The sequence below is a fragment of the Pseudomonas fluorescens genome (genome assembly GCF_004683905.1).
Classification (GTDB): Bacteria; Pseudomonadota; Gammaproteobacteria; order Pseudomonadales; family Pseudomonadaceae; genus Aquipseudomonas; species Aquipseudomonas putida_A.
The window spans coordinates 22906-44604 of record NZ_CP038438.1 but is presented as its reverse complement, the minus strand read 5'-3'; the positions used below and the strand labels follow the sequence as shown (position 1 = coordinate 44604).

Sequence of the window (21699 nt, the reverse complement as noted above, 5' to 3'; positions counted from 1 at the left end):
CCCACTCCCACAGGGGTTATGTATAAGGTTTAAGGTCTGGGTTGTTGGGTGAATTGCTGGCCTTGCTGAACAGCCCACGCGACAACCTTGGCCGTCAGCCGATCACTGGCCAGTCCAAACCCCGCGACCACCGCCGGCACCTGTACATCATTCAACGGCTGACGCTCTTCGAAGCGGCGACTGGCGAGGATCTTCTGGTCATAGCCGCGCACCAGCAACGCATCGACCCGCACCACGACGCTGGCCTGATTGCCCTGATACTCAGTCTGAAACGCCTGCAAGCTGCCGCCCAGTTCCAGATCCGCAGCGAAGTTGCTGTCATCGGTGCTGAGCAGCGTCACCCGACCATCCCGGGCAAAACCATCCAGCAGCCGATTACGCACCAGCACCGGCGCCGGATCGCTCCAGCGCGAGGCCTTGTAGCTGCTGATCACGTCGCCCTGTGGGATCACCGCGATGTTCGGCCGGTTCAGCGCTTCGCTGGCCTGCAACTTGTTCAGGCGCAGCGACCAGTGCTGGGTCGCTGCTGAGCTGACCGAGGCGGGCGCTTGCGCGGCAGGCAGGCGATAGACGTCCGAAGGTTCGGCCTTGGGCAGGATCGAGCAGGCACTGGTCAAAGCGAGGCTGGCGAGGAGAGCAAAGTGAATCAGCTTCATGGGGTGAATTCCTTGTTCTTGTCACTGCCCAGCAAGTAGCCGCTGGGGTTGGCCTCAAGACGTTGCGAAATGCCACGCAGCGAAGTCAGGGTTTCGCGCAGTTCGCGGATCGCCGGCGCCAAGCCATTGAGGCCCTGCATTCCGTTGTCGAGCGAGTTCTGGTTCTTGCTCAGCAGGCCGTTGATGGTGGCGCTGCTCTGTTCCAGCGACTTCATCGCCTGCTCGGCACTGCCCAGCGCCTGCTTGCCCTGATCGTTGAGCAGGCCGTTGGCGTTGCGCATCAGCGCCGAAGTTTGCTCGAGCATGCTGCCGGCCTGCTTGCCGACACTCGCCAGTTGCTGCATGGCCTGGCGCAGGTCGCCGCGCTGATCGTTGATCGAACCGGTGGTCTGCTCCAGATGCGCCAAGGTGTTGCTGACGCGCTCGACGTTCTCCGGGGAGAACATCTGGTTAGCGTTGCTCAGCAGCGCGGTGATGCCAGTCATCAGGTCGTTGCTGTCGTTGAGCAGCCGGGAAATAGGCGAGGGTGCCGCGACGATGGTCGGCAGCTCGCCGTCATGCCCACGCAGCTTCGGACTTTCTGGAGTGCCGCCGCTGAGCTGGATGATCGAAGTCCCGGTGATCCCGGCCAAAGCCAATTTGGCCTGGGTGTCTTCCTTGACCGGGGTGTCACCGCCCAGACGAATCCGCGCCAGCACCCGGCGTGGGTCTTTCGGGTCGAGACGCAGGTTGACCACGTCACCGACCTTGATCCCGCTGTACTGCACGGGGCTGCCCTTGGACAGGCCGCTGACCGCCTCGTTGAAGACCACTTCATAATCCTTGAACTCGCTGTCGACGCTGGACTTGGCCAGCCACAGGCCGAAGAGCAGGGCGCCTGCCACGACAATCACTGAGAACAGGCCGATCAACACATGATGGGCTCGGGTTTCCATGTCAGACCTCGTTGAGCAATTTGGCGGCGTCCAGCGCCGAGCGGCCACGCGGGCCGTGGAAGTATTCGTGAATCCACGCGTCGTCGGTTTCCGAGACCACGTCGATCGGGCCGGCAACCAGCACCTTCTTCTGCGCCAGCACCGCCACGCGGTCGGTGATGGTGTAGAGCGTGTCGAGGTCGTGGGTCACCAGAAACACGCTCAGGCCCAACGCATCGCGCAGGGTCAGGATCAGTTGATCGAACGCCGCTGCGCCAATCGGATCGAGGCCAGCGGTGGGTTCGTCGAGAAACAGGATGTCCGGATCCAGCGCAAGGGCCCGCGCCAGCGCAGCGCGCTTGATCATCCCGCCGGACAGCGAAGCCGGGTATTTGTCCGCCGCCGACAGCGGCAGCCCGGCCAGCGCCAGTTTAACCGCCGCCAGATGCTCGGCGTCGTTGCGGCTCAGGCCGGCATGTTCGATCAGCGGCAGGGCGACGTTTTCGGTCACCGTCAGCGAGGAGAACAGCGCGCCTTTCTGGAACAACACACCAAAGCGCCGCTCGACCAGCGAACGCTCATGCTCGGACAGGCTCGGCAGGTTTTGCCCGAACACCTTCACGTTGCCTTCGCTGGGCCGGCGCAGGCCAACAATGCTGCGCAACAGCACCGATTTACCGCTGCCGGAGCCGCCGACCACGGCGAGGATTTCACCTTTGTACAAATCCAGATCGAGATTCTCGTGCACGCTCTGGCTGCCAAAGCGATTGCACAGGCCACGGACTTCGATCACCGCCTCCGAGGGCGCGCGGGGTAGACGACTCACCAGCCCATCTCCATGAAAAACAGCGCAGCCACCGCATCGAGCACGATCACCACGAAAATCGACTGCACCACGGCTGACGTGGTGTGCGCACCGACCGATTCGGCGCTGCCGCTGACCTTGAAGCCTTCCAGGCAACCGATCGTGGCGATCAGGAAGGCAAAGATCGGCGCTTTCACCAGGCCGACCAGAAAGTGCTGAATACCGATGTCGCTCTGCAGCAGCGAGAGAAACATCGCCGGCGAAATCCCCAGCGACACCGCGCACACCACGCCACCGCCGATGATTCCGCAGAGCATCGCCAGAAACGTCAGCATCGGCAGCGCCACCAGCATCGCCAGCACGCGCGGCACCACCAGCAGCTCCATCGGGTCGAGGCCGAGGGTGCGGATCGCGTCGATCTCCTCGTTGGCCTTCATCGAGCCGATCTGCGCGGTGAACGCGCTGGCGGTGCGCCCGGCCATCAGGATCGCCGTGAGCAACACGCCGAACTCACGCAGAAAAGAGAAGCCCACCAGGTCCACGGTAAAGATCGTCGCGCCGAAACTGGCCAGCACCGTGGCGCCGAGAAATGCCACCACCGCGCCGACCAGAAAAGTCAGCAGCGCCACGATCGGCGCGGCGTCGAGACCGGTCTGTTCGATGTGGGCGACGACGGGGGTGATGCGCCAACGCTTGGGGCGCAGCAGATTGCGGGCGATGGTTTCGAGGATCAGGCCGATGAAGCCCAGCACTTGCAGGGTGTCCTGCCAGACCGTTTCCACCGCGCGCCCGATGCGGGTCAGCAGTTGCACGCTGACACTGACTTCCGGCTCTTTGACCGGCACACAGAAATCAGTCAGCGAGCGATACACAGTCTGCAGCAGCGCGCGGTCGGCCTGGGAAATCGTGCAGTCGGGGTGTTCGGCGGATTTGCCCAGACGCTCGGAACCGAGCAGTTCCACCAGCAACGAAGCGCCCGCAGTGTCGAGCGCACCGAGGCTGTTGAGGTCGACCACGGTATTGGCGTCGTACTGGCCGGTCAGTTTTTCGGTCAGGTGCTTGAGGTCGGCGTAATGGGCAAGCGTCCAGTCCCCGGAAACCCGCAGGCGGGCAGGGCTGATTGACGTGTCCAGTTGGGCATTACCGCTCATTGAGCTGCTGATCATAAGCTCCGTGCTTGTCCGGCTATTAAGCGAACTAACGTAATAGCACGAACCGGATTACTTTTCTTTGATCGCTGTGCTGTCGGTCACTTCGAAACGCAGTACGCCGATCACCTGACCGTCTTCAGTCAGCACCCGCACCTGCCACTTGCCCGCCGGGTTGCCGGGGAAGTTCTGCTTGTGCGTCCACGCCCGGTAACCTTCCTTGCGCCCGCCGTGGATATCGAGAGCGATGCGGTCGACCTCTTTGCCGTCGAACTGCCACACGTGGTAGATCCGCTCATCCAGCCCGCGCGGCGCGTTGATTGCGGTGTAGGCGTAGAGACCGCCGTTGCGGATCTGCTCGGCGCTGACCTGTTCGAGGCTGTCGCCCGGGGTGCGATCCTGCAACTGGGTGCTGATCGCCACGTCGGTCATCCACAGCGTCGCCGGCGGCACCCACGAGCGCAGCGTCCAGCCGACCGCGCCAATGCCGAAGGTGATGCACAGAATGGCCAACGCGTTGCGCACGGTGCGGATCGGGAAGATCGACGCCAGGCTCGGGAACGACAACACCACCGCCGTGCCCAGCGCCCATTTGAAACTTTGCGCGGTGGTCAGGTGCATGATCACCGGCAGCGCAGTGAGCAGGGCGGCGAACAGGGTCAGGGTGTGCAATGCGAGAAAAGCCCAGCGCCGTGGCGCCAGCCATTTGTAATAGAGCGGATCGACAATCGAGATCAGCGCGGCGATGCACAGCAGCCCGGTGAAGATCAGTTGACCGCTGTTCCAGGTGGTGGTGATGAAGAAGAACGGCAGGACGAAAAACAGGCTTTCCTGATGGATCATCTGCGTCGCGTAACGCAGCAGCGGCTGGGGGATCTCCCGCTTGAAGATGCGCGTGAACAGCCCGGTCAGGGTGTTCTCCAGCATCAGCCAGATCCAGCTCAGCAGCATGATGATGGTGATCCAGCTCGCCAGTCCCTGCTGGCGATCGACCAGAATGAAACTGCCGACCCCGGAGATGAAACCGCCAAGCGCAATCACCCCGGGATAGCGCTTCATCAGCTCGAGAATGCGCTGGATCAGGAGGGGGATTTTCTGCATGTTGGCGGTTCACGACTGAGTAGGAAAAAACCTCGACAGAGTACCGTCCGCCGGGCGACGTGGCGAGGCTCCCGGTCAGTAAAATCACCACAGATCCCTGTGGGAGCGGGCTTACTCGCGAAGGGGCCGTGTCAGTCGACATCATTGCTGAATGACACACCGCATTCGCGAGCAAGCCCGCTCCCACAGGTTCAGTGTTTGGCTGGCTTACGACGGTGCAAGCGCCAGCCAATCAGCACCAGCAACACCACGCCCAGACCACCGGCAATCAGCCACAACACTTGATCATCACTAAGCAACGGCTTCTCGATCCGCAGATATCCCGGTTGCAACAGCAACTCGCGCATGGCCTTGTTTGCCGTTTCCAGGGTCACGCCTTGCAGCTCGCGGGCCGGGTTGGCAAAGCGCCCGTCCTCGTAATCGCCCAGCGCGCTCCAGTAGTAATCCGCCATGGCACTGTTGCCCTGTACCGCCCAGGCCTGATGGGCGATGGCGGCTTGTTTGATCCGGGCGAAAGTGTCCGGGTCGAGGCCGTTTTTCAGCAGATCGGCCTTGAGGTCTTCCAGCACCTGTTGGGCTTCGGCGAGGTCATCGCGATCCACGTCAGCGTTGAGGCTCATGAAGCCGACCCCGCCAAACACTTCACGCTCGGCCCACGGCCCGTAGGACAAGCCGTGATTCAGGCGAATCTGCCGGTACAGCGCCCAGTCGAGGTAGTCCTTGAGGATGTCGAAGGTCTCGTCGTACTGATCGTCGAGCATCGGCTCCGGCACCAGCCAGTGCAACTTGGCGCTGTCGCCGATGAAGCCACGGGTGAGGGTGCGTTCATGGGCGGCGCTGGTGCGGATGTCCGGCAGCTCACGGTGCTCCGCCGGGTCCACCGCTTCAAGCGCGCCCCAGGTGCGTTCCAGATAGGCCGGCAGCAGTTTGTCGAGTTCACCGACGACGATCAGGGTCATGTTGTTCGGCGCGTACCAGGTCTTGCGCACCTTCTCCAGTTGCTTCTGGGTCAGGTGACCGACCTCGGCCCGCTGCGGGCATTTCAGGCCCAATTCCACCGCCAGTTGATTGCTCGCGGTGTGGCCCAGATCCTGGCGGTCGAGAAAGCGTTGCAGGCGCGTGTAATGGCCGCCGTCCTCGCGCTCGACCACACGTTTGGCGGCGTTGATCGCGTTGTCGTCGATGCGGGTCTGGGTCAAAAGGTCGAGCAACAGGTCGAGGACCTTGCGCTGGTTCTTCGCCGGGGCTTCGATGACGAACGTGGTGTCGGCGTTGCTGGTAAACGCGTTCCACTCACCGCCCAGCGCCTGCATGCGCTCCTCGAGGCCGCCTTCGCCGGTGGCATCGACGCCGCTGAACAGCAGGTGCTCAAGCAGGTGCGGCAGCTCTTTTTCATCGCAATCAAAATCGTCGAGACCGACGCCCACCACCAGACGAATCGCCACATGCCCGCGCTCGGTGCCGGGCTTGAGCAACAGCTGCAAACCGTTGGGCAGCGCGTAGCCTTCGACCTGAAAGCGATCAACGGCGAAGGCGGGCAGGGAACCGAGCAACAGACAGGCGAACAACAGGCAACGCATAACAGGCTTCCATACGGCTGATTTGGAGATCCGTGTCGCTATTCAGGTCGGCATTCGCGAGCAAGCTCGCTCCCACAGGGGAATGCATTTCAAATGTGGGAGCGAGCTTGCTCGCGAAGGTCTTAAGGCTGAATCAATGTTACTGACTGACCCCAGCCCCAGACGTTCAAGGCGAATGCGTAATGTCGGCAATATCATCCGCTTCCAGCGCCCCGGTATCGGCCGTTTCCAGCACCACATAAGCACTGCTGCAAAACAGCGAATTCAAGCGCTTCATATCCGCAATCAGCTCCAGATGCAGCGAACTGGTTTCCAGACTCTGCACGATCTTACGTTGCAAACGGCTGACATGGGCATGGGCCAGACGCCGTTCCTGTGCGCGAAAGCGACGTTTCTCGCGCAACAGCTGACGGGCGCTTTCCTTGTCGCCGCTGAGGAACACTGACAGGCCGAGGCGCAGGTTGGCGATCAGTTGCTGATGCAGCCCGGCCAGATCCTCCAGGCCCTCTTCGGAAAACGACCGACGCTGGGAGGTCTTCTGCTGCTGCACCTTGCGCAGCATGCGTTCGATCAGGTCGCTGGCCAGTTTCAGGTTGATCGCCAATTCGATGGTCTCCGCCCAGCGCCGACTGTCCTGCTCGCCGAGATCCTCGCGGGGCATTTGCGCCAGATACAGCTTGATCGCGCTGTACAGCGCTTCGACGTCATCGGTCAGTCGGCGCATTTCCTGGGTAATGGCGGTCTGCTTGCCGCGCAGCACATCGAGCATCGCGTCGAGCATGTTGTCGATCAGGTCGCCCATGCGCAGGGTCTCGCGGGCCGCGTTGGCCAGCGCCAAGCTCGGGGTGACCAGCGCCGTCGCATCGAGATGCCGCGGCTTGGCGGTGCCGTTGACCTCCGGGCGCTCCGGCAGCAGCCAGGCACACAGGCGTGCCATCGGCGCGACGCTGGGCAGCAGGATCAGGCAGCGCGCGGTGTTGTAGAGCAAGTGGAAGCCAATGACCATTTCCTGCGGGCTGAAATCCAGGCCGTCCATCCAGTGCACCAGCGGATCGAGCACCGGGATGATCAGCAGCAGGCCGATCAGTTTGTACAGCAGGCTGCCCAGCGCCACTTGCCGCCCGGCCGCGTTCTGCATGCTGGTGCTCATGAACGCCAGCACGCCGCTGCCGATGTTGGCGCCGATCACCAGACCGATCGCCACCGGCAGGCTGATCACGCTGGCACCGGCCAGCGTCGCGGTCAGTAGCACAGCGGCGAGGCTGGAATAGGAAATCATCGCGAACAACGCACCAACCAGGGCGTCGAGGAGGATGTCGCCGGTCAGCGAAGCAAAGATCACCTTCACCCCTTGGGCGTGGGTAATCGGTGCGGCGGCCTCCACGATCAGTTGCAGCGCGAGAATGATCAGCCCCAGACCGATGCTGACCCGGCCCATCTGCCCGAGCCGCGTCTGTTTGCGCGACAGAAAGAAAATCACCCCGAGGAAAATCAGCAGCGGCGACAGCCACGACAGGTCGAACGTCAGCACCCGCGCCATCAGCGCGGTACCGACGTCGGCGCCAAGCATGGTCGCCAGCGCCGGGGTCAGCGCCATCAAGCCCTGACCAACGAAGGAGGTGACGAGCATGGCCGTGGCGTTGCTGCTCTGCACCATCGCAGTCACGACGATGCCGGCGACGAACGCGAGCCAGCGTTTGGACATGTTCTGGCCGATCACATGGCGCAGATTGGTGCCGTACACCCGCAGGATGCCGGTTCGGACGATGTGCGTGCCCCAGATCAGCAGGGCCACGGCAGACAGCAAATTGAGCAGGGTGAGCATGCAGACCCCCTGTAGTTGCAGAGCCCCAAAGGGGCAAGTTGACGGTACCGCGCGGTTTCTACGTTTTTGATACTTAAGCTGTAGTTGGCTAACGGACTGGGCGCCAGCATTGCACAGCTAAAGTGCGGATTGAAACAAAAGTGTCATGAAAACAGGTTCATCCACCTCATCTGAAATCACCGCGGTCCCCTGTAGGAGTGAGCCTGCTCGCGATAGGGCGACCAGCTTCAACATCGTTGCTGACTGACGGACCGCTATCGCGAGCAGGCTCACTCCTGCAGGTATTACGGCTGCCCCGGATTCTTCAGTACCCCTGAACAACTGTGGGAGCGGGCTTGCTCGCGAAAGCGCTGGGTCAGCCAACATCATCGTCGACTGACACGCCGCCTTCGCGAGCAGGCTCGCTCCCACAGGGGTGTTGCGTGATTCAGGACTACCGGGTTATTGCCCCGGAACATCCTTGCGCAGTTTCACCGGATCCTGCTGCTGTTTCTTCCGGGCCATCGCGCCGCGCAGTTTGATGTTGATCGCTTCCACCGCCAGCGAGAACGCCATGGCGAAGTAGACGTAGCCTTTCGGCACATGCACGTCGAACGACTCGGCGATCAGTACGGTACCGACCACCAGCAGGAACGACAGCGCCAGCATCTTCAGCGACGGGTGCTTGTCGATGAACTCGCTGATCTTGCCCGAGGCCGCCATCATCACCAGCACGGCGACGACGATTGCCGCGACCATCACCGGCACATGGGAGACCATACCGACGGCAGTGATCACCGAGTCCAGCGAGAACACGATGTCGATGATCGCGATCTGAATGATCGTGTAAAGGAAGTTGCCGCCCTTGCCCGAAGGCTCGTCGCCGCTTTCGTCTTCGCCTTCCAGCGCGTGGTACATCTCCTGCGAGCTCTTCCACAGCAGGAACAGGCCACCGAAGAACAGGATCAGGTCGCGACCGGAAATGCCCTGGCCGAACACCACGAACAGGTCGGCGGTGAGGCGCATGACCCAGGTGATCGACAGCAGCAACAGGATCCGCGTGATCATCGCCAAGCCCAGGCCGAAAATCCGCGTGCGCTGCTGCATGTGCTTGGGCATGCGGCTGACCAGGATCGAAATCATGATGATGTTATCGATGCCCAGAACGATTTCCAGGGCGGTCAGGGTAAAGAAGGCAACCCAGATTTCGGGGTTGGTCAGCCAATCCATGTGTATTCCTTTGAGCGAGTGTTAAACCATGACGCCAGCAAGCAGCTGGCGTCATGGTGAGTGAATGCCGTTACAACGTGCTGAACAGCGGGAACGTCCCCAGCAGCAAGGCGGCCACCAGTATGCACAGGCAGACCAGCACTGCCCACTTCAGGGTGAAACGCTGGTGATCACCGAATTCGATACCGGCCAGCGCCACCAGCAGGTACGTCGACGGTACCAGCGGGCTGAGCAAGTGGACGGGCTGACCGACGATCGAGGCACGGGCCATTTCCACTGCGGTGATGCCGTAATGGCTGGCCGCTTCGGAGAGCACCGGCAACACGCCGTAGTAGAACGCGTCGTTCGACATGAAGAACGTGAACGGCATGCTCACCAGCGCCGTGATCACCGCCAGGTACGGGCCGAGGAAGTCCGGAATCACTGCCAGCAGACTTTTCGACATGGCGTCGACCATGCCGGTTCCGGACAGGATACCGGTGAAGATACCCGCAGCGAAAATCAGACTGACCACCGACAGCACGCTGCCGGCATGGGCCGCAACGCGGTCCTTCTGCATTTGCAGGCATGGGTAGTTGACGATCATCGCGATACTGAACGCCACCATGAACAGCACCGGCAGCGGCAGCAGGCCGGCGATCAGGGTGCACATCAGCGCCAGGGTCAGCAGGCCGTTGAACCAGATCAGCTTCGGACGGCGGGCATCGGGGAACTGCGAGACGCTGATTTCACTGTGATCAATCTCGTCGCCGATCAGGTGCAGCTCGCCCAGACGCGCACGCTCACGTTTGCCGTAGAAGTAGGCAATGATCAGGATCGCCACCACACCGGCAGCCATCGCCGGGATCATTGGTACGAAGATGTCCGACGGGTCGACATGCAGCGCACTGGCGGCACGCGCGGTCGGGCCGCCCCACGGGGTCATGTTCATCACGCCACCGGCGAGGATGATCAGACCGGCCATGATCCGCGGGCTCATGCCGATGCGGCTGTACAGCGGCAGCATGGCGGCCACGCAGATCATGTAAGTGGTCGCGCCGTCACCATCGAGGGAAACGACGAGCGCCAGCACGGCGGTACCGACCGAAACTTTCAACGGGTCGCCCTTGACCAGTTTGAGGATCTTGCGCACGGCCGGATCGAACAGGCCGGAGTCGATCATCAGGGCGAAGTACAGAATGGCGAACATCAGCATCACGCCGGTCGGCGCAAGCTTGGTAATGCCTTCGAGCATCATCGGGCCGATCTTCGGCGCGAAACCACCGAACAGGGCGAACAGGATCGGGATGATGATCAGGGCGATCAGCGCAGACAGGCGCTTGGTCATGATCAGGAACATGAACGTGATGACCATGGCGAAGCCAAGGAAAGTCAGCATGGGATTACTCCAGGCGTAGCGCGGCTAATTGAGTGAGCGGATCGGAAGGGATCAGCGCAGAACGGGAAGCACGAGACGTACGGGCGGAGTTTCAGCGAGAAGGCGGGCTACAGAGGACATCAGAATCACCATTGTTGTTGTTAATTGGGCCTGACATGCGAGCGATCACACGCGTTGGCCAACCGGTCTGTTGCCGGTAGTGGCGGCGATCCTAATCGGGCAACCTTTCAGCTACCTTTCGCTGACGAAAGCTTCAGGCGAATGGCCAACCGGCTGTCGGATGCGGCTAGAGTCGATCATTTCGGGGACGGGAGGGCAGGGACATGGAAGAAGTGCACAGCGGTGGCTGCCACTGCGGACACATCCGCTATCAGTTCAGCGGGCCGTTGCACGACATTGCCCACTGCCACTGCTCGATCTGCCGCAAAGTCAGCGGTGGGATTGTCACCACGTGGATTACCGTGGCGGCGGCCAGCTTCCAGTGGCTGAGCGGCACGCCATCGCGCTATGACTCGTCGAGCAGTTGCGCGCGGTATTTCTGTCCACGTTGTGGCGCGCAGCTGGCGCTGGTGACATTGCTCAGCCCTGAGAGCATCGATGTGACCATCGCCACGCTGGATCACCCGGAGCGGGCGCCGGCCGAGCGGCACATCTGGACGAACAGCCAATTGCCCTGGCTGCATCTGGACGAGCATCTGCCGGGCGAGCCCGAAGAAACCCTTTGATCAAAAAATAGACAGATCCAGCGGCCGCATCGCGCCCATCCAGATCGCGTGCTCGGTGTGATCGAGCAAATCATCGCCAGTGTCGGGGTGCAAAAACACCACCAGCCCCTTGCGATTGAGCGCCAGCCACGGCAACACCTCACCGATCAGCTCCGGGCCGAAAGCCAACTGGCAGCTCCAGTCTGGATGCGGGCCGACCGGGCGCTCATGGACGCGCCCCATCTTCAGAGGAAACAACTGCGCCGCCTGTTCACACAAAGCGCGCGCCTGATCAATTGAGTCAGCGTCGAAATAGACGTGGGCGTGATAGCCATTGATTGCGTGCATCTGAAAGCCTCTGAATCGGTTCGAACCCTCGGCGCAGGCTGCGTGTCACACGCCATACGAGGGACAACAAAAAGGAATCAGCCATGAAAAATGCCGAAACCCCGACGGTGAAAGTGGTGCTCTATGGTGCCATGGCCAGCCTGGGCGGTGCGTTGATGGCTGAATTGCTGCGACGGCAGCACGAAGTCATCGCGATTCTCGACGATTTGAACGTACTCGCACCACGTCCGGGCCTGCGCACCAAAAGCGGCGATCTGTTCGATGCCGAGCGGGTCAAGCAGAGCGTAGCGGGCAGCTCGGCAGTGATCTGCTTGTTGGACGCACCGGGTCTGCCGTTCAGCAGCGACCATGTGGAAAGGTCCGTGGTGCTCGGCCCGGTGGAACAGGTTTTGGCGGTCGATGCGTTGGTCGACGGTTTGCAAATGGCCAACGTGCCACGGCTGTTTCTGGTGGGTAATTTTGCCGTGCTCGACGAGCCAGATCTGGACGACGCACTGCAACGCCACGCCGCCGAAGAAATCCGCGAGGCCCTGCAAAGCAGCCCGCTGCAGTGGACACTGGTGAATGCGCCGCACGGGGTGGCGGGGCTGACCATTGAGCATTTCAGTCAGGTGGGCGGCAATCTGGAGCCGGGGCTGGCGGAGCCACTGGAACGACTGAACCGGGTCGCGGTGGGGATTGCCGATGAGCTGCGGTTGAATCTGCATGTGGGGCAGCATGTGAATTTTGTCGCCGCAACTGGCTGAGCCTTCAAACCGCAATCGACGGTAACGCTACCCCGGCGAGCGATTCGGCGCTGCTGGCCTGCTCGGCCATTAACCAGTCGACAAACTGCTGAATCAACGCGCCCCGGCGTTTGCGTTGCGGCAGCACCACGTAATAACCGAGGCGCGACAACGTGGTCTCGGCGATCGGCCGACACAGCAAGCCTTGGCTCAGCAAGTTATCCACAAGGTGGCGCCAGCCGATGGCCACACCCTGACCGCCAATCGCCGCTTGAATCAACAAGGTGTAATTGTCGAAACGCAATTGGCCCGGTGCTGGCGGGGTACTGATGCCCAGTTCGCGAAACAGCCCGCTCCAGTCAAACCAGTTGCTGCTGTTCTCCCCGCGCAAGTGCAGCAGCGGCAACTCCAGCAACGCCTGGGCAGGCAAGGGCAGGGCACGCTCCTTGAGCAATTGCGGACTGCACACCGGAAACACTTCCTCGCTGAACAGCCAATGGCTTTCGCCCTGCTTGAAACGCCCGTCGCCAAACAAGATCGCGACATCGATGTCGGTGCGCAGCATGTTGTGGCTGCGCTCGCTGGTGACCAGGCTGACATCGACGTTCGGATTGGCTTCGTGGAAGCGGTACAGGCGTGGCATCAGCCAGTAGGCGGCGAAGGCGAAATCGGTGGCGACCTGCAATACCTCGTGTTGTTGCTGCGTACTGATAGCACTCAATCCTGCGTCGATATTCTGCAAACCGAGCTGAACCTGCTCGAACAGGATCGCGCCGCCCTCGGTCAGTTCAATACCGCGATAGATCCGGTCAAACAGTCGTACTCCCAGCTGTTCTTCCAGACGCTTGATCTGCTGGCTGATCGCCGGCTGCGTGGTGCCCAGCTCAACCGCCGCAGCGGTAAAGCTGCGATGACGCGCCGCTGCTTCGAAGGCGCGCAACAGGTCGAGGGACAGATTGCCGAGGGCGTCATACATAAGCTGTGCTTATCCTAGTCATTGTCCGGCGCAGGCTTTACCGGACGGGGCATGGACTCCATGCTCGATCGCAGCAATGTCGCATAAATATTCACTATGGAATGCCGCGATCACATGAAGCGCAAGAACATTCTTTTCATCATGGCCGATCAAATGGCCGCGCCAATGTTGCCGATCTACGGCCTGTCGCCAATCAAACTGCCGAATCTTTCGCGCCTCGCCGCCCAAGGCGTGGTGTTCGATGCCGCTTACTGCAACAGTCCGCTGTGCGCGCCGTCGCGTTTCACTCTGGTCAGCGGCCAGTTACCGAGCAAGATCGGCGCCTACGACAACGCCGCCGATTTCCCTGCCGATATTCCGACCTACGCCCACTACCTGCGTCGCCTCGGTTACCGCACCGCGCTGTCGGGCAAGATGCATTTCTGCGGCCCGGATCAGTTGCACGGTTATGAAGAGCGCCTGACCAGCGACATCTACCCGGCCGACTACGGCTGGGCGGTGAACTGGGACGAGCCGGACGTGCGCCCGAGCTGGTATCACAACATGTCCTCGGTGCTGCAGGCCGGGCCGTGCGTGCGCACCAACCAGCTCGACTTCGATGAAGAGGTGGTGTTCAAGGCCCGGCAATACCTGTTCGATCACATTCGCGAGGACGGCGATCAGCCGTTCTGCCTGACCGTTTCGATGACTCACCCACACGACCCGTACACGATTCCCAAGGCGTTCTGGGATTTGTACGACGACGGTGACATCCCGTTGCCGAGCACCCCGGATCAACATTCCCTCGATCCACACTCGCAGCGCCTGCTCAAGGTCTATGACCTGTGGGACAAGCCGCTGCCTGTGGATAAGATTCGCGATGCTCGGCGTGCCTACTTCGGCGCGTGCAGCTACATCGACGACAACGTCGGCAAACTTCTGCAAACCCTCGAAGATACCGGGCTGATCGATGACACCATCATCGTGTTCTCCGGCGACCACGGTGACATGCTGGGAGAGAAGGGCCTCTGGTACAAAATGCACTGGTTCGAGATGGCCGCGCGGGTGCCGCTGTTGATCAGTGCGCCGGGGCAGTTCGCTGCTGGCCGGGTTAGCGCGGCAGTGTCCACCGCCGACCTGTTGCCGACCTTCGTTGAACTGGCCGGCGGCAGCCTGGAGCCGAACTTGCCGCTGGACGGCCGCTCGCTGCTGACGCACCTGCAAGGGCAGGGCGGGCACGACGAAGTGTTCGGCGAGTACATGGCAGAGGGCACGGTCAGCCCGCTGATGATGATCCGTCGCGGCGCTTACAAATTTATCTACAGTGAGAGCGACCCGTGCCTACTCTTCGATGTGCACAACGATCCGCGTGAACTCGAAGAACTCAGCCAGTCGCCGCAACATCGCCAGCTGTTCGACGATTTTCTCGCCGAAGCGCGGGCCAAGTGGGACATCCCGGCGATTCACCGCGAGGTGCTCGCCAGCCAGCGCCGCCGGCGTTTTGTCGCCGATGCCCTGACCATCGGCAAGCTGAAGAGCTGGGATCACCAGCCGCTGGTGGACGCCAGTCAGCAGTACATGCGCAACCACATCGACCTCGACGATCTGGAACGCAAGGCCCGTTATCCACAACCCTGCCAAAACCAATAATGTAAGGGGAAGTCCATGCGCAAGTTATCCACAGCACTGACGATTGGCCTGCTGGCTCTGGGCAGTGCCTCGGCATTCGCCGAGCAAAGCTGCGAAACGGTGAAAATGGCCGACCCGGGCTGGAGCGACATCGCCGCGACCAACGCCATCACCGGGTTTCTGCTGGACGGCATGGGCTACAAGGCCAAGGTCGACACCCTCGCGGTGCCGATCACCTTCGGCGGTTTGAAGGACGGTCAGGTGGATGTGTTCCTCGGCAACTGGATGCCGGCGCAGCAGGGCTTCTACGACAAGTTCGTCGCCACCGGTGACGTCACGCAACTGGCGAAGAATCTCGACGGCACCGAGTTCACCCTGGCCGTCCCGGATTATGTGTGGGATGCCGGTGTGCATGACTTTGCCGACCTGAACAAATACGCCGACAAGTTCGACAAGAAAATCTACGGCATCGGCTCCGGTGCGCCAGCGAACATCTCGCTGCAGGAAATCATCAAGAAGAACGACTTCGACCTCGGCCAGTGGAAGCTCATCGAATCCAGCGAACAGGCGATGCTCGCCGAAGTGTCGCGGGCAGTGAAGAAGCAGAAATTCGTCACCTTCCTCGGCTGGACCCCGCACCCGATGAACGTGCAGCTGAAGATGCATTACCTCAAGGGCGGCGAGAAGTATTTCGGCGACACCGGCAGCGTCTACACCCTGACGCGCAAAGGCTACGCCGAGGCCTGTCCGAATGTGGGCAAGTTGCTGACCAACCTGGCGTTCACCCAGGACATGGAGAACAGCATCATGGCTGAGGTGGTGAACAAGAAAGTCAGCAATGCCGATGCGGTGAAGGCATGGATCAAGGCCAATCCGGCGGTGCTGGACAAGTGGCTGGAGGGGGTGAAGACCGTGGATGGCAAGGATGCTTTGGCGGCTGTAAAGGCAAAGCTTTGACCATAGGGTGGCTTTGAATTTTGCTCGGCTTGAGATTTTTGCCCCCTCACCCCAGCCCTCTCCCCCAGAGGGGGCGAGGGGGAAGGGAGCCGATCTTTATGTTGTTCAGAACCTGAGTTCGACTGGATATCTCAGGTCGGCGTACTTCCCTCTTTCACCTCGATCAGTCCCCTCTCCCTCCGGGAGAGGGTTAGGGTGAGGGCCTTTACCCTGGCACCCTGATAACCTTGAACAAAACCCGCCCGCGAGGACCCATGGCCCTGCCAAGTCGCCATTCACTCTTTCCCTTCCTGACCTGGCTGCCCCGGCAAACCCGCGCCAGCGTCGGCCGGGATCTGGTCGTTGGCCTGAGCGGTGCGATTCTCGCGTTGCCGCAGTCGATCGCGTACGCGCTGATCGCCGGCCTGCCGCCGGAGTATGGTCTTTACGCCGCGATCATCCCGGTGCTGATTGCCTGTCTGTGGGGTTCGTCGTGGCATCTGATCTGCGGCCCGACTGCAGCGATTTCGATTGTGCTGTATGCCAGCATCAGTCCCTTGGCCGTACCCGCATCCCAGGACTACATCACGCTGATCCTGCTGCTGAGCTTTCTGGCGGGGATTTTCCAGTGGCTGCTCGGCCTGCTGCGCTTCGGTGCACTGGTGAATTTCGTCTCGCACTCGGTGGTGCTCGGTTTCACCCTCGGCGCGGCGGTGGTGATTGCCATCGGCCAGTTGCCGAATCTGCTGGGGCTGGATCTGCCGGCGAAAGCCACGGCGCTGGCCAGTCTGATGGACCTGCTGCAACACCTGCGGGCTGTGGATAAACCATCACTGGTGTTGGGTGTGGCCACGGTGCTGGTCGGTTTTGTCCTCAGACAACTGCTGCCGCGCTGGCCGACTCTGTTGATAACGCTGGTGCTGGGCAGCGCAGTGGTGTGGTTATGGCCGGCGATGTTCGGCCACGTGCATCTGGTCAGCGCCTTTGTCGGACGCCTGCCACCGTTCAGTGCGCTGCCGCTGGATCTCGATCTGGTGCTGCGCTTGCTGCCGAGCGCGGTGGCGGTGGGCATGCTCGGTCTGGTCACCAGCCTGTCGATTGCCCGTTCGATTGCTGCACGTTCGCAGCAGTTGCTTGATGCCAACCAGGAAGTCCGCGCACAGGGCTTGTCGAATATTGTCGGGGCATTCTTTTCCGGATCGCTCTCCGCCGGTTCGTTCACCCGCTCAGGCCTGAGTTACGAGGCGGGCGCCTGTTCGCCGCTGGCCGGGGTGTTTTCGGCGATCTGGGTCGCGCTGTTCGCGATTTTCGGCGCCGGGCTGATTTCACACATTCCGATTCCGGCGATGGCCGGGAGCATTCTACTGATCGCCTGGGGCCTGGTGGATCATCGCGGGATTCGTTCGTTGCTGCGGGTCAGCCGTGCCGAGTTCGTGGTCATGGCGCTGACCTGCCTCGCCACGCTGCTACTGGAACTGCAGACCGCGATCTATGCCGGGGTGCTGGCGTCGCTGTTCTTCTACCTCAAGCGCACCTCGCAACCGCGAGTGCAGCATTCGCGCGAGGGTGAGGAGGACGTACTGCGAGTCGGCGGCTCGATCTTCTTCGGCGCCAGCCATTACCTGCAAGTGCGCCTGCAACGGCTGCACGGTACGCGGGTGGTGATCGAGGCGCAGCAGATCAACTTCATCGATTATTCGGGGGTGGAGATGCTGCATCAGGAGGCGCGGCGCCTGCTGCGTCAGGATCGCAGCCTGACCCTGCGCCGGGCGCGGCCGCAGGTGGTGGAGGAGTTGCGGAAGCTCGAAGGGCCGGAAAAGTGTCCGATCCGGTTTGAGGATTGATCCAGGATCGGCGGTGCGGCCATTCGCGAGCAAGCCCGCTCCCACATTTGATCGCATTCCAATGTGGGAGCGGGCTTGCTCGCGAAGCTTTTAAAGGGCCAACTGGCGGCGTAGTTCGGCCAGTACCGGCGCCGTATCCGGACGCACCCCGCGCCACAGGAAAAACGCCTCGGCCGCCTGTTCAGCCAGCATTCCCAGACCATCCATCGACACTGCCGCGCCATGCTCGCTGGCCCAACGGCAGAACGCAGTCGGCTCTTTGCCGTACATCATGTCGTAGCACAGGGTCTGGCCCGGCTCGATCAGGCTCGCGGCAATCGGCGGCACGTCGCCGGTGAGGCTGGCGGAAGTGGCGTTGATGATCACGTCCACCGGCTCCTGCAACCAGTCGAAACCACTAGCCGACACCGGCCCCAGATCACAGAACAGCTCGGCCAGCAGCTCGGCCTTGTCCACCGTGCGGTTGGCGATAATCACCGACGCCGGCTTCTCGGCCAGCAACGGCTCCAGCGCGCCACGCACCGCGCCGCCAGCGCCGAGCAGCAGGATGCGTTTGCCGGTCAGGCTGAAACCGGCATTCACCGTCAGGTCGCGCACCAGACCGGCGCCGTCGGTGTTGTCACCCAGCAGCGAACCGTCGACCAGTTTGCTCAAGGTGTTCACCGCACCAGCGCGCTGCGCGCGAGCGGTCAGGCTGTTCGCCAGGCGATAGGCCTCTTCCTTGAACGGCACAGTGACGTTGGCGCCGCGACCGTCCTGGAAGAACGCCATGGCGCAGGCGCTGAAGTCGTCGAGCGGCGCCAGCAGGGTGCTGTAGTCGAGGCGCTGACCGGTCTGCTCGGCGAACAGTTTGTGAATCATCGGCGACTTGCTGTGGCCGATCGGGTTACCGAAAACGACGTAACGATCCATCAGCAGTCCTCAGGCCTCGGCCAGCCAGTCGCGGTCTTGCAGGAAGTAGTCGGTCAGGCGCGCTTCTTCGCTGCCGGGTTCGGCCTTGAAGTCATAGGCCCAGCGCACTTGCGGCGGCAACGACATGAGGATCGACTCGGTACGCCCGCCCGATTGCAGGCCGAACAGGGTGCCTCGGTCGTAGACCAGGTTGAACTCGACGTAGCGGCCACGGCGAAATTCCTGGAATTCACGCTGCTGTGCGGTGAACGCATCGTTCTTGCGGCGCTGCACGATCGGCAGGTAAGCGTCGATGTAGGCATCACCGATGGCGCGCATGAAGGCGAAACTGGTGTCGAAGTCCCACTCGTTCAGGTCATCGAAAAACAGGCCGCCGATGCCACGCGGTTCATGGCGATGCTTGATGTGGAAATAGGTGTCGCACCAGGCCTTGTAACGCGGATAGACGTCCGGCCCGAACGGCGCGCAGGCCTGCTCGGCGACGCGGTGCCAGTGGATGCAGTCTTCTTCGTTGCCGTAATACGGGGTCAGGTCGAAGCCGCCGCCGAACCACCAGACCGGCTCTTCACCTTCCTTCTCGGCGATGAAAAAGCGCACGTTGGCGTGGGACGTCGGCACATGCGGGTTGTGCGGGTGAATCACCAGCGACACGCCGAGGGCTTCGAAACCGCGACCGGCCAGTTCCGGGCGATGGGCGCTGGCCGACGGCGGCAGCCCGCTGCCGAACACGTGGGAAAAGTTGACGCCGCCCTTTTCGATCACCGTACCGTTTTCGATCACGCGGGTACGGCCGCCACCACCGGCAGGCCGGGTCCAGGCGTCTTCGACGAAGCGCGTGCCGCCGTCCTCGGTTTCCAGCGCGGCACAGATGCGGTCTTGCAAATCGAGCAGATAGGCCTTTACGGCGTCGGTGCGGGTCGTCATGGCTTCACCTTGAATCGGGCATAACTACGCGGGCGCCCCGCAGGCAGGGGGCGGCGCAAATGGGCGCGTAGCATAACACCGCAAACCTGCGCGCCGCAGTTGACGAAGATCAAGCAGGGGAGTTGGATAGGGGGCTTACAGACGACCCAAGGAGAGCAGGCAGATGGCAAAGCGTATCCAGTTCCGCGCCCACGGCGGTCCCGAAGTGCTCGAGTTTGTTGACTACGAACCCGCCGCGCCCGGCCCGAATCAGGTGCGGGTGGCGAACAAGGCGATCGGCCTGAACTTCATCGATACCTATTTCCGCAGCGGTCTGTATGCCCCGCCGGCCTTGCCGTCCGGCCTCGGCGCAGAAGGCGCCGGCATCGTCGATGCGGTGGGCAGCGACGTCACCCGGTTCAAGGTCGGTGATCGCGTGGCATATGGCAGCGGCCCGTTGGGCGCCTACAGCCAGTTGCACACCCTGCCCGAAGCCAATCTGGTGAAGCTGCCGGACGAAATCAGCTTCGAGACCGCAGCCGGGGTCATGCTCAAGGGCCTCACCGTGCAGTACCTGCTGCGCCAGACCTATGAACTCAAGGGTGGCGAAACCATTCTGTTCCACGCCGCTGCCGGGGGTGTCGGTTCATTGGCCTGCCAATGGGCCAAGGCACTGGGCGTGAAGCTGATCGGTACGGTCAGCTCGAAGGAAAAAGCCGAACTGGCCAAGGCCAACGGTGCCTGGGCAACCATCGATTACAGCCACGAAAACGTGGCACAGCGGGTGCTGGAGCTGACCGATGGCAAGAAAGTCCCGGTGGTGTACGACGGCGTCGGCAAAGACACCTGGCTGACCTCGCTCGACAGTGTGTCGCCGCGTGGGCTGGTGGTGAGTTTCGGCAACGCCTCCGGTGCGGTGGACGGGGTGAATCTGGGGATTCTTTCGGCCAAGGGCTCGCTGTACGTGACCCGCCCGACCCTGGCGACCTACGCCAACAACGCCGAGAACCTGCAGCGCATGGCCGACGAGCTGTTCGAGATGATCATCAGCGGCAAGCTCAAGGTGGACATCAGCCAGCGCTATCCACTGGCTGATGCGGCGAAGGCGCAGACCGAATTGTCGGCCCGGCGTACCACCGGCTCGACCATCCTGCTGCCCTGACAAACCTTCGGCGTCTTGCCAGTCAGGGTTGCAAACCCACGGCTGGCAAGTCAGTTCGAACGCGTTCAACACCTCGGCAGATGACACTCCAACGGTTTTTGCACCACGTGGCCAACCGCCGGATCAGGCGGTTGGACCGCCGCGAGAATTTGCCGCCACTCGGCTGACAGCACCCAGTAATCGCCGCGTGCGCGCTGGTCGATATGCAGGGCATTGGAGGCGATCGGCATCAGGCCGAAACGCTGGTAGAAGCGCAGCTGTTGCGATCTGCACAACGCGGTTACCCCGTTATAACCGCATTTAATGGCCCACTCGGTAGCGGCCGCCAGCAGACCGTTGACCGCGATGGGCAACTGATTGGGCGTGTACGACATCAATCGACTGAATTCGACATGGCGCGACAGCGCTACTGTGGGAGAAACGTGTTGCTGCGCCAGCGATACCCACTCGAACGGTGCCGGAGTCGCTCTCAATACCGCCAACAGTTGATCGTGCCGATACAGCAGGAAATGGGTACTGCGCGACTTTATCGCCAGTCTGGTTTCGAGCATCCGCGCCCGTGAAGTCAGCATGTAATGCTGCAACCGAAGCCGAAATTGCCGATCGATAAACCGGTCGAACTCCTGAGTATCCGCCCCAGCCTCAAGCATCACGATGCGACAACCCTCATGGTGACTCTTCAACGTCACCTGAAGCGCCTGCAGGTAATCCGTGAGTTGCAAATTGGTAGTGTCCATTCTTTCTCCGCAGACCTTAACTTATCGAAGTGTTTCGAGTGCAGGGAAAGGATGGTTGCTTTTGCCGATTCCGCCACGCCAGAAAGTCTGATAATTAAGTGGGAAAAGCCAATGAATCTGGGGACTTGGCGACTTTTCCGACAGAGAAACTGGCGTCATTGCAGGATAAATCGCAGGCACGCGTAGTCCTCCTCACCATCAAGGCGAGGAAGACTCACGGTAAAGGTT

General features: G+C 61.7%; 20 protein-coding genes. 6 read left to right on the top strand and 14 right to left on the bottom strand.

The features are described from left to right. Positions 1–29: 29 nt before the first annotated feature. From E4T63_RS00215 to E4T63_RS00165, 9 genes are all read right to left on the bottom strand, one after another. On the bottom strand, positions 30–656 hold the full coding sequence (locus tag E4T63_RS00215) for an ABC-type transport auxiliary lipoprotein family protein (protein WP_098966457.1): 627 nt from the start codon (positions 654–656) through the stop codon (positions 30–32). Then, positions 653–1591 carry an MlaD family protein gene (locus E4T63_RS00210; RefSeq protein ID WP_096797615.1) on the bottom strand — a complete coding sequence of 313 codons (939 nt, stop codon included), beginning with the start codon at positions 1589–1591 and terminating at the stop codon, positions 653–655. The genes E4T63_RS00215 and E4T63_RS00210 overlap by 4 nt, the downstream gene beginning before the upstream one ends. Position 1592: 1 nt before the next feature. Continuing rightward, positions 1593–2396, bottom strand: a complete 804-nt coding sequence (locus tag E4T63_RS00205; RefSeq protein WP_007962720.1) for an ABC transporter ATP-binding protein — start codon at positions 2394–2396, stop codon at positions 1593–1595. Further along, positions 2393–3541: an ABC transporter permease gene (locus tag E4T63_RS00200; protein WP_098966456.1), complete on the bottom strand. Its 1149-nt coding sequence runs from the start codon at positions 3539–3541 to the stop codon at positions 2393–2395. The genes E4T63_RS00205 and E4T63_RS00200 overlap by 4 nt, the downstream gene beginning before the upstream one ends. 54 nt (positions 3542–3595) lie before the next feature. Continuing rightward, positions 3596–4624 (bottom strand): DUF5924 family protein, encoded by a 1029-nt coding sequence (locus E4T63_RS00195; protein ID WP_096797617.1) that lies wholly within the window; start codon positions 4622–4624, stop codon positions 3596–3598. 191 nt (positions 4625–4815) lie between these two features. Further along, the gene (locus E4T63_RS00185) at positions 4816–6204 is read right to left on the bottom strand and encodes a M16 family metallopeptidase (RefSeq protein WP_135294660.1); all 1389 of its coding nucleotides are present in this window, start codon (positions 6202–6204) and stop codon (positions 4816–4818) included. 166 nt (positions 6205–6370) lie between these two features. Next, positions 6371–8029 carry a Na/Pi cotransporter family protein gene (locus E4T63_RS00180; protein WP_027610257.1) on the bottom strand — a complete coding sequence of 553 codons (1659 nt, stop codon included), beginning with the start codon at positions 8027–8029 and terminating at the stop codon, positions 6371–6373. Positions 8030–8470: 441 nt separating this feature from the next. Then, a complete protein-coding gene (locus E4T63_RS00170; protein WP_027610258.1) occupies positions 8471–9238 on the bottom strand; it encodes a TerC family protein in 768 nt (255 codons plus the stop codon). Between the two features lie 70 nt (positions 9239–9308). After that, complete coding sequence (locus E4T63_RS00165) at positions 9309–10616, bottom strand: CitMHS family transporter (RefSeq protein ID WP_007954069.1); 1308 nt, start codon at positions 10614–10616, stop codon at positions 9309–9311. A gap of 323 nt (positions 10617–10939) precedes the next feature. Here E4T63_RS00165 and E4T63_RS00160 point away from each other — a divergent pair, with 323 nt between their 5' ends. Beyond that, complete coding sequence (locus tag E4T63_RS00160) at positions 10940–11341, top strand: GFA family protein (protein WP_135294659.1); 402 nt, start codon at positions 10940–10942, stop codon at positions 11339–11341. Here E4T63_RS00160 and E4T63_RS00155 read toward each other — a convergent pair whose 3' ends face one another. Then, on the bottom strand, positions 11342–11668 hold the full coding sequence (locus E4T63_RS00155) for a DOPA 4,5-dioxygenase family protein (protein WP_098966448.1): 327 nt from the start codon (positions 11666–11668) through the stop codon (positions 11342–11344). A gap of 83 nt (positions 11669–11751) precedes the next feature. Here E4T63_RS00155 and E4T63_RS00150 point away from each other — a divergent pair, with 83 nt between their 5' ends. Further along, positions 11752–12414, top strand: a complete 663-nt coding sequence (locus E4T63_RS00150) for an NAD(P)-dependent oxidoreductase (RefSeq protein WP_135294658.1) — start codon at positions 11752–11754, stop codon at positions 12412–12414. A gap of 4 nt (positions 12415–12418) precedes the next feature. Here the strand turns inward: E4T63_RS00150 and E4T63_RS00145 are convergent, their stop codons facing one another. Further along, complete coding sequence (locus E4T63_RS00145) at positions 12419–13369, bottom strand: choline sulfate utilization transcriptional regulator (RefSeq protein WP_098966445.1); 951 nt, start codon at positions 13367–13369, stop codon at positions 12419–12421. A 114-nt stretch (positions 13370–13483) separates the two neighbouring features. On the opposite strand from E4T63_RS00145, the gene betC reads away from it, so the two are divergent. The 3 genes from betC to E4T63_RS00130 all read left to right on the top strand — a co-directional run bounded on the left by betC (position 13484) and on the right by E4T63_RS00130 (position 17757). Beyond that, the gene (gene betC / locus E4T63_RS00140; RefSeq protein ID WP_135294657.1) at positions 13484–14998 is read left to right on the top strand and encodes a choline-sulfatase; all 1515 of its coding nucleotides are present in this window, start codon (positions 13484–13486) and stop codon (positions 14996–14998) included. Between the two features lie 15 nt (positions 14999–15013). Next, entirely contained in the window at positions 15014–15934 is a 921-nt protein-coding gene (gene choX / locus E4T63_RS00135; RefSeq protein ID WP_135294656.1) for a choline ABC transporter substrate-binding protein, read from the top strand. Positions 15935–16188: 254 nt separating this feature from the next. Next, positions 16189–17757 (top strand): SulP family inorganic anion transporter, encoded by a 1569-nt coding sequence (locus tag E4T63_RS00130; protein WP_135294655.1) that lies wholly within the window; start codon positions 16189–16191, stop codon positions 17755–17757. Positions 17758–17847: 90 nt separating this feature from the next. Here E4T63_RS00130 and aroE read toward each other — a convergent pair whose 3' ends face one another. Next, positions 17848–18669 (bottom strand): shikimate dehydrogenase, encoded by an 822-nt coding sequence (aroE, locus tag E4T63_RS00125; protein WP_098966439.1) that lies wholly within the window; start codon positions 18667–18669, stop codon positions 17848–17850. 9 nt (positions 18670–18678) lie between these two features. Continuing rightward, a complete protein-coding gene (hemF, locus tag E4T63_RS00120; RefSeq protein WP_098966438.1) occupies positions 18679–19593 on the bottom strand; it encodes an oxygen-dependent coproporphyrinogen oxidase in 915 nt (304 codons plus the stop codon). A 163-nt stretch (positions 19594–19756) separates the two neighbouring features. Between hemF and E4T63_RS00115 the strand changes: the two genes are divergently transcribed. Next, positions 19757–20734 carry an NADPH:quinone reductase gene (locus tag E4T63_RS00115; protein WP_098966437.1) on the top strand — a complete coding sequence of 326 codons (978 nt, stop codon included), beginning with the start codon at positions 19757–19759 and terminating at the stop codon, positions 20732–20734. Positions 20735–20799: 65 nt separating this feature from the next. Here E4T63_RS00115 and E4T63_RS00110 read toward each other — a convergent pair whose 3' ends face one another. Beyond that, positions 20800–21471 (bottom strand): hypothetical protein, encoded by a 672-nt coding sequence (locus E4T63_RS00110; RefSeq protein ID WP_098966436.1) that lies wholly within the window; start codon positions 21469–21471, stop codon positions 20800–20802. Positions 21472–21699: the final 228 nt, after the last annotated feature.